6 protein-coding genes, 1 tRNA gene and 2 rRNA genes are annotated in these 6,945 nt (G+C 54.5%); 2 read left to right on the forward strand and 7 right to left on the reverse strand.

Annotated features, from left to right (window positions below; genetic code table 11):
- Nucleotides 1–25: 25 nt before the first annotated feature.
- Complete coding sequence (mltD, locus tag PGS10_RS13135; protein ID WP_045397918.1) at nucleotides 26–1,393, forward strand: murein transglycosylase D; 1,368 nt, start codon at nucleotides 26–28, stop codon at nucleotides 1,391–1,393.
- Nucleotides 1,394–1,447: 54 nt separating this feature from the next.
- On the opposite strand, the gene PGS10_RS13140 is transcribed toward mltD, so the two are convergent.
- From PGS10_RS13140 to PGS10_RS13150, 3 genes are all read right to left on the reverse strand, one after another.
- On the reverse strand, nucleotides 1,448–2,218 hold the full coding sequence (locus tag PGS10_RS13140; protein WP_047047167.1) for a class I SAM-dependent methyltransferase: 771 nt from the start codon (nucleotides 2,216–2,218) through the stop codon (nucleotides 1,448–1,450).
- Nucleotides 2,219–2,304: 86 nt separating this feature from the next.
- Entirely contained in the window at nucleotides 2,305–3,102 is a 798-nt protein-coding gene (locus PGS10_RS13145; RefSeq protein WP_015704463.1) for an endonuclease/exonuclease/phosphatase family protein, read from the reverse strand.
- Nucleotides 3,103–3,205: 103 nt separating this feature from the next.
- Complete coding sequence (locus PGS10_RS13150; protein ID WP_047047170.1) at nucleotides 3,206–4,396, reverse strand: MFS transporter; 1,191 nt, start codon at nucleotides 4,394–4,396, stop codon at nucleotides 3,206–3,208.
- Between the two features lie 104 nt (nucleotides 4,397–4,500).
- On the opposite strand from PGS10_RS13150, the gene yafC reads away from it, so the two are divergent.
- Nucleotides 4,501–5,403 carry a DNA-binding transcriptional regulator YafC gene (yafC, locus tag PGS10_RS13155; protein ID WP_047047173.1) on the forward strand — a complete coding sequence of 301 codons (903 nt, stop codon included), beginning with the start codon at nucleotides 4,501–4,503 and terminating at the stop codon, nucleotides 5,401–5,403.
- 49 nt (nucleotides 5,404–5,452) lie between these two features.
- Here the strand turns inward: yafC and dkgB are convergent, their stop codons facing one another.
- The 4 genes from dkgB to PGS10_RS13175 all read right to left on the reverse strand — a co-directional run.
- Nucleotides 5,453–6,256, reverse strand: a complete 804-nt coding sequence (gene dkgB / locus PGS10_RS13160) for a 2,5-didehydrogluconate reductase DkgB (protein WP_047047176.1) — start codon at nucleotides 6,254–6,256, stop codon at nucleotides 5,453–5,455.
- Nucleotides 6,257–6,423: 167 nt separating this feature from the next.
- A tRNA-Asp gene (locus PGS10_RS13165) sits at nucleotides 6,424–6,500 on the reverse strand.
- 56 nt (nucleotides 6,501–6,556) lie between these two features.
- Nucleotides 6,557–6,672: ribosomal RNA gene (gene rrf, locus PGS10_RS13170) — 5S ribosomal RNA — on the reverse strand.
- A gap of 190 nt (nucleotides 6,673–6,862) precedes the next feature.
- Nucleotides 6,863–6,945 (reverse strand): 23S ribosomal RNA (locus PGS10_RS13175); the annotation flags it as partial.

A 6,945-nucleotide genomic window follows, 5' to 3' on the forward strand; every position in this document is an offset into this window, starting at 1 on the left:
CTTTTAAGCAACTATTGACACACACATGAAGGCACGAGCGATATTACTCGCCTCTGTCCTGCTGGTAGGGTGCCAGGCGTCGAAGCACGACGGCACCGTAGAACAGCGAGCACAGAGCCTTTCTGCAGCTGGTCAAGGGGAAGCAGGCAAGTTCACAAGTCAGGCGCGATGGTTAGATGATGGAACCCTCTACGCGCAAGACCAGGATCTGTGGACTTCCATAAGCGACGAGCTAAAGATGGGAATTCCGGAAAACCCCCGGATTCGCGAACAGAAACAGAAGTACTTACGTAATAAGAGCTATCTCCACGATGTAACTTTACGGGCTGAACCGTATATGTACTGGATAGCCGGGCAAGTTAAGAAACGTAACATGCCAATGGAACTGGTATTACTACCCATAGTGGAGAGCGCTTTTGACCCACACGCGACGTCTGGCGCCAATGCCGCAGGCATTTGGCAGATCATTCCGAGCACAGGGCGCAATTATGGTTTAAAACAGACCCGCAGTTACGATGCGCGTCGTGATGTCGTCGCGTCTACTACCGCGGCGCTGGACATGATGCAACGTCTGAACAAAATGTTCGACGGCGACTGGTTACTGACCGTCGCAGCCTATAACAGCGGCGAAGGCCGGGTGATGAAGGCCGTGAAGGCGAACCGTTCGCGTGGTAAACCCACCGATTTCTGGTCGCTCTCGCTGCCGCATGAAACCAAGGTCTACGTACCAAAAATGCTGGCTTTGAGCGATATTCTCAAAAACAGCAAGCGTTACGGCGTGAAGCTGCCAACGGCTGATGAAAGCCGGGCGCTGGCGCGCGTTCGCCTCGATAGTCCGGTTGATATTTCTCAACTCGCGGACATGGCAGGAATGCCGGTTAGCAAGCTGAAAACCTTCAACGCTGGGGTAAAGGGGTCAACGCTTGGCGCTAGCGGGCCAAAGTACGTCATGGTGCCTCAGAAGCACGCAGCTCAACTGCGTGAATCTCTGGCCTCTGGCGACATTGCCGCCGTACAGCCGACGCTGCTTGCTGACAATACGCCGCTGACCAGCCGTAGTTATAAGGTACGTTCTGGCGATACGATTTCCGGGATTGCTTCGCGTCTCGGCGTCACCACCAGGGATCTACAGCAGTGGAACAACCTGCGCGGTTCTGGGCTTAAAGTCGGGCAAAATCTGGTTGTCGGCGCAGGCAGCAGCGCGCAACGTCTGGCGAACAACAGCGATAGCATCACCTATCGTGTTCGTAAGGGCGACTCGCTGTCGAGCATCGCAAAACGCCACGGCGTCAATATCCGCGACGTTATGCGCTGGAACAGCGATACAGATAACCTGAAGCCAGGGGATCAGCTGACGTTGTTTGTGAAGAACAACGACAGACCTGAATCCTGATTTCAGGATAATGAGAAAGGCACCGATTCCCCGGTGCCTTTTTTATTGCCAGCGTTACACTGCTTTATGCGCTTCAAACATGATGGTATCGCTGGTAAACGATCCGTCCTGCTGTAATTCGAAGTAGGCTTTAACCTCCGCCGATGCGCTCTGCTGATATAAGCGAATCGCCTCCGCCAGCGCCTCGGGCGTGCGCATCCGCGCGACCCAGGAGCTAAACTCCAGCGGCAGACGGTCGGTCAATAAATGATTAATCGCCAGACCTGCGTCGTTGGCCAGCGCCAGCCACTCGCCGCTGGAGTAATTACGCACGTGCGAAGTGTCGCGCAGGGCTTCTACGGTCTGCAGCCAGACATCACGTACCGGATGCCCCGGAGACATCACGTCCATGATGATCATCACCCCGCCCGGCTTCAGCACGCGTTTCACCTCGCGCAGCGCCTGGCCGACATCATGCCAATGGTGAGCGGAGTAGCGGCTAATCACCACATCAAAACTGTCGTCGGCAAACGGCAGCTTTTCAGCATACCCCTGCTGAGTCACAATGTTGGTAAAGCCTTTGTCTTTTGCCGCCTGAGCGACAACCTCCAGCATCTGGCTCGATAAATCATACGCGGTAACCTGCGCTACCTGGCCGGCAGCGGTAAAGCTGGCGTGCCCTGCCCCGCATCCCATATCCAGCAACGTTGCCCGCGGGAAATCCGCCAGCCGTTCCGCCAGACGCTGCAGATCGCGCCCGGAGGCGTGCACGGCGCTGGTCAGATAGGCGCTTGCCTGTGAGCCAAACTGCTTTTCGACGTTGTCATGATGAGAGCGTGTTGTCATTGTGTTGTCCTTCGGTGGTTTGAGTAATAAAGGGCAGCATCGTGCTGAACGCAGACCTGCCCGATGGCAGGCCTGACATACCTTAATTAATCAGGCTTGCCGGGACTGAATTCGACTAGTAGCGGGTTGTGATCGGAGGCGCGGGTCACCAGCACGGAAGCATCGTGCACGCTTAATCCACGGTAGAACACAAAATCGAGCGGGCGACCAAACGCGCGGCGGCGCTGATCGTCAGAGAAACGAACTTCGCGTAACGACATCTCACGCGCAAAGCGATACAACGCGTTCATCCGCGGGCGGCTCCAGGCGTTGAAATCACCAGCCATGATTACCGGCCCGCTGTGATGGGCAATCTGATCGCCAATTGGCAGCAGCTGTTTACTATAAACATCGACGCCGAGACTAAAATTAACCGCGTGAATATTCACCACCATCAACAGCCGCGCATCGGGCAGCGGATAAACGGTCACTAACGCCGATTTAGGCAAACGTAAAATAGGTTCGCGCTCGCGCAACGGACAGCAATAGATGGGGTGAGCGGAGGCCAGCGTCATCACGCCGGAAGGATGCTGCGGCAATACCAGGGCCGGCACCTGATCGGCGGCCAGATAGTTTGAAGTCGCGAACCTGACCAGTTCCGGGGTAGTTTGCGCCTCTTGCAACAGGACCAGATGCGCGTCTTTGCCGAAATTTTTGAGTACCGACTGCCATTCAGCACGCTGCTGCTTAAAAATATTCCACACCAGCACGCGAATTTTCTCATCGCTGCTTAACGGCGCGCCGGCGGGATAAACCGGACTGACGCCCGCAAACGCCCCCGGAGGCAAGATTCTCTCCGCGGGTTGTCCGGCGACATAGCGCATGGCATAGGTATTCTTTCGCAATTTGGGCATTGAACCTCGATAACAGGAAACCAGCCCGACTGCGGCTGGTTCTTCTGTTATAGGGATTTTCCCATACACTTTCAATGCAATTTGCGAGAAAGCCTTATCCTTCGACAGAAACGGCTGCCGAACGGCGTGGAGATTTATCTAAACGACCGCTCAGTACGACCAGCAGCAAAGCAACCAGCACAATCAGCGCGCCGATCCACGGCGTCTGGGCCAGACCATACCATTCAACCGCCTGTCCACCAATGACCGACCCAAGGGCAATACCGATATTGAAGGCGGCGATATTCAACCCAGAGGCGACATCAACGGCGCCCGGCGTGTACTGTTCTGCCTTTTGCACCACATAGACCTGCAGACCCGGAACGTTGCCGAAGGCGAAAATCCCCATCACCAGCACCGTTGCCAAAGCAGCGTAGTGCAGGCTGGCGGTGAGCTGGAAGACCAGCAGCAGCACGACCAACGCAGCGAAGATAAATTTCAACGCGGCGACAGCGCCATGTTTATCAGCCAGTTTACCGCCCCATACGTTACCGATAGCGACGGAGATACCGTAACCCAGCAGGATCCAACTGACCGCCGACGGGCTAAAACCAGCCAACTCCTGCATCATTGGCGCAAGGAAAGTAAATGCGGTAAACACGCCGCCATAGCCCAGCGCGGTAATCGCGTAGATCATCAACAGGCGCGGATGGGTCAAGACTTTCAGCTGATCGCGCAGGCTGGCGCCGGCGCGGCCCGGAATATTATTTGGCACCAGAATCAAGCTGCTGATAAGCGCAATGACGCCAAGAATCGATACCGCGAGGAACGTTTCCCGCCAGCCAAAATGCTGACCGATGAAAGTCCCGAAAGGCACCCCGGTTACCAGCGCGACCGTCAGGCCGCCGAACATGATAGCAATGGCCGAGGCGGCTTTCTCTTTTGGCACCAGGCTAGTGGCGATTGTCGAGCCGATTGAGAAAAACACGCCGTGCGCCAGGCCGGTCAGCAGGCGGGCCACAATTAAAGTGCCATAACCCGGTGCCTGCCACGCCAACAGGTTGCCGGCGGTAAACAACACCATTAGCGCCAGCAGGAGTTGCTTACGCGGCATACGGCCGGTCAGGGCAGTCAGTACCGGCGCGCCAACGGCCACACCCAGTGCATAGATGGAAACCAGCAGGCCCGCAGACGGCAGCGAGATAGCCAGTTGTTCGGCAATGGTCGGTACCAGACCGACGATCACAAATTCGGTAGTGCCAATAGCAAAGGCACCGATGGTTAATGCAAGTAGCGCCAGTGGCATAATTTACTCCGTAGCATCAGGATTAAGATGACACGTAGTATGAAGGGATGTTTAAATAACAAAAACCATCAAAATCTCAATAGAATTTTGCTATAGGTGCAACAATGAGAGCCACGTCAGAAGAGATCGCTATCTTCGTCGCCGTAGTGGAAAGCGGCAGTTTTAGCCGGGCGGCCGAGCAGCTCGGGCAGGCAAACTCTGCCGTCAGCCGGGCAGTCAAAAAACTAGAATCAAAGCTAGGCGTTAGTTTATTAAACCGGACCACGCGCCAGCTGAGCCTGACAGAAGAAGGCGAGCGTTATTTCCGCCGCATGCAGGTGGTGTTGCAGGAGATGGCGGCTGCTGAAAATGAGCTTTTAGAGACCCGTACCACCCCTCGCGGCTTGCTCCGCGTGGATGCCGCTACGCCGGTGATGCTGCATTTTTTAATGCCGCTGGTAAAACCGTTTCGTGAACGTTATCCGGAAATGACGCTCTCGCTGGTTTCCTCGGAAACCTTCATTAATCTTATAGAGCGTAAAGTCGACGTCGCGATCCGCGCAGGTACCCTAACCGATTCCAGCCTGCGCGCCCGCCCGCTATTCAATAGTTATCGCAAGATCATCGCCTCACCTGATTATATCGCCCGCTACGGCACGCCGGTGAATGTGGAAGATCTTGCGGATCACCTCTGTCTGGGGTTCACCGAACCCGTCTCGTTAAATACCTGGCCTATCGCCGCCAGCGATGGCCAATTACTGGAAGTCGGTTGTGAACTTACCTCTAACAGTGGTGAAACGCTAAAACAACTCTGTCTTAGCGGCAATGGTATTGCCTGCCTATCGGATTATATGGTGGATAAAGAGATTGCCAGCGGGGAGTTTGTGGAGCTACTTGCCGACAAGCGCTTGCCGGTGGAGATGCCTTTCAGTGCGGTGTATTACAGCGACAGAGCCGTCAGCACGCGCATCAGGGCATTTATTGACTTTCTTAGTGAGCACGTCAAACAGCTCCCGAAGGAGCTGTAAAATAACTATCGTCCGGCAGCGGCATCAACCGCCTGCCGGAATCGGTGGATTAATCCCACTTCGGCGCCAGACCTTCCGGACTTACCAGACGGTCATTGCAATCCAGTGCGGCAATCGCTTTACGATCTTCATCATCCAGCTTCAGATCCAGCGCTTTCAGGTTGCTCGCCAGATTTTCACGCTTGGTGGAAGATGGAATAACCGCATAACCTTCGCCCATCGCCCACGCCAGGATAACCTGTGCCGGGGTCGCATTATGTTTCGCCGCGATACGGGCAATCACTTCATCTTTCAGCGCCTTACCGTAGGCCAGCGTCATATAAGAGGTGATGTGGATACCGTGTTCACGCGCCCAATCCACCACTTTACGGTTCTGCAGGTACGGAGACAGTTCAACCTGATTAGTCGCGATATTTTCAGCGCCAACGGCGGCGATCGCACGCTCCATCAGCGGAATGGTGAAGTTAGAGATACCGATCTGACGGGTCAGACCCAGTTTCTTCGCTTCCATCAGCGCAGCCATAAACTCTTCAACAGCAACCGCATCGTTCGGCGACGGCCAGTGAATCAGCGTCAGATCAACATAATCGGTGCGCAGCTTCTGCAGACTTTCTTTAAGGCTGGCGATAAGCTTGTCTTTGCTCAGGTTTTCGATCCAGATTTTGGTGGTGATGAACAGTTCATCACGCGGCACGCCGCTTTCCGCGATAGCCTGACCAACAGCGGCTTCGTTTTCATAGATCTGTGCGGTATCGATAGCACGATAGCCCAGCTCCAGCGCCATTTTTACAGAGTTGATGACTACGTCGTCTTGCAGACGGAAAGTGCCAAGACCAAATGCAGGGATTGCCATGATAGATGTTCCTCGTTAATTATTCGTTTCGCTTAACTGAGGCCATTATGGTTGAAGGTTGGGTTGGGAAAAAGATCGATAAATGCAGAGGATTTTTGCTGATTTAGCAATAATTGGAGATGAAGAAACAAAAAAGCCCTGAGCAAATGCTCAGGGCTTTTAATAAGTGGCGGAACGGACGGGACTCGAACCCGCGACCCCCTGCGTGACAGGCAGGTATTCTAACCGACTGAACTACCGCTCCACCGAATTTTTTCTACATCTACCGGTTTAATGCCCCGGTTTTACTGCAAATTTGATGCCTGGCAGTTCCCTACTCTCACATGGGGAGACCCCACACTACCATCGGCGCTACGGCGTTTCACTTCTGAGTTCGGCATGGGGTCAGGTGGGACCACCGCGCTGTCGCCGCCAGGCAAATTCTTTGTGCTCGTCCTGTGTCTTTTACGCTCATACTGCGTTGGCTGCTCTCGCGAATGTCAGTCACATACTTTAGTATGCTCCTTCCATCGCTTCGCTTGCCGCCTTGTCTCAGCGTAAAATCCTTCGGACTCTGAATCAGAGCTGAAAATCATCTCAAATCCGCCAAAACAGCTTCGGCGTTGTAAGGTTAAGCCTCACGGTTCATTAGTATCGGTTAGCTCAACGTATCGCTACGCTTACACACCCGACCTATCAACGTCATCGTC

Origin of the sequence: Klebsiella sp. 141153 (assembly GCF_032601995.1) — a bacterium.
Classification (GTDB): domain Bacteria; phylum Pseudomonadota; class Gammaproteobacteria; order Enterobacterales; family Enterobacteriaceae; genus Klebsiella; species Klebsiella aerogenes.

What these genes read in the sequence shown, in the direction of transcription:
- mltD (WP_045397918.1), top strand. Translation starts at nt 26, where the DNA reads ATGAAGGCACGAGCGATATTACTCGCCTCTGTCCTGCTGGTAGGGTGC.
- PGS10_RS13140 (WP_047047167.1), bottom strand. Translation starts at nt 2,218, where the DNA reads ATGACAACACGCTCTCATCATGACAACGTCGAAAAGCAGTTTGGCTCA.
- PGS10_RS13150 (WP_047047170.1), bottom strand. Translation starts at nt 4,396, where the DNA reads ATGCCACTGGCGCTACTTGCATTAACCATCGGTGCCTTTGCTATTGGC.
- yafC (WP_047047173.1), top strand. Translation starts at nt 4,501, where the DNA reads ATGAGAGCCACGTCAGAAGAGATCGCTATCTTCGTCGCCGTAGTGGAA.
- dkgB (WP_047047176.1), bottom strand. Translation starts at nt 6,256, where the DNA reads ATGGCAATCCCTGCATTTGGTCTTGGCACTTTCCGTCTGCAAGACGAC.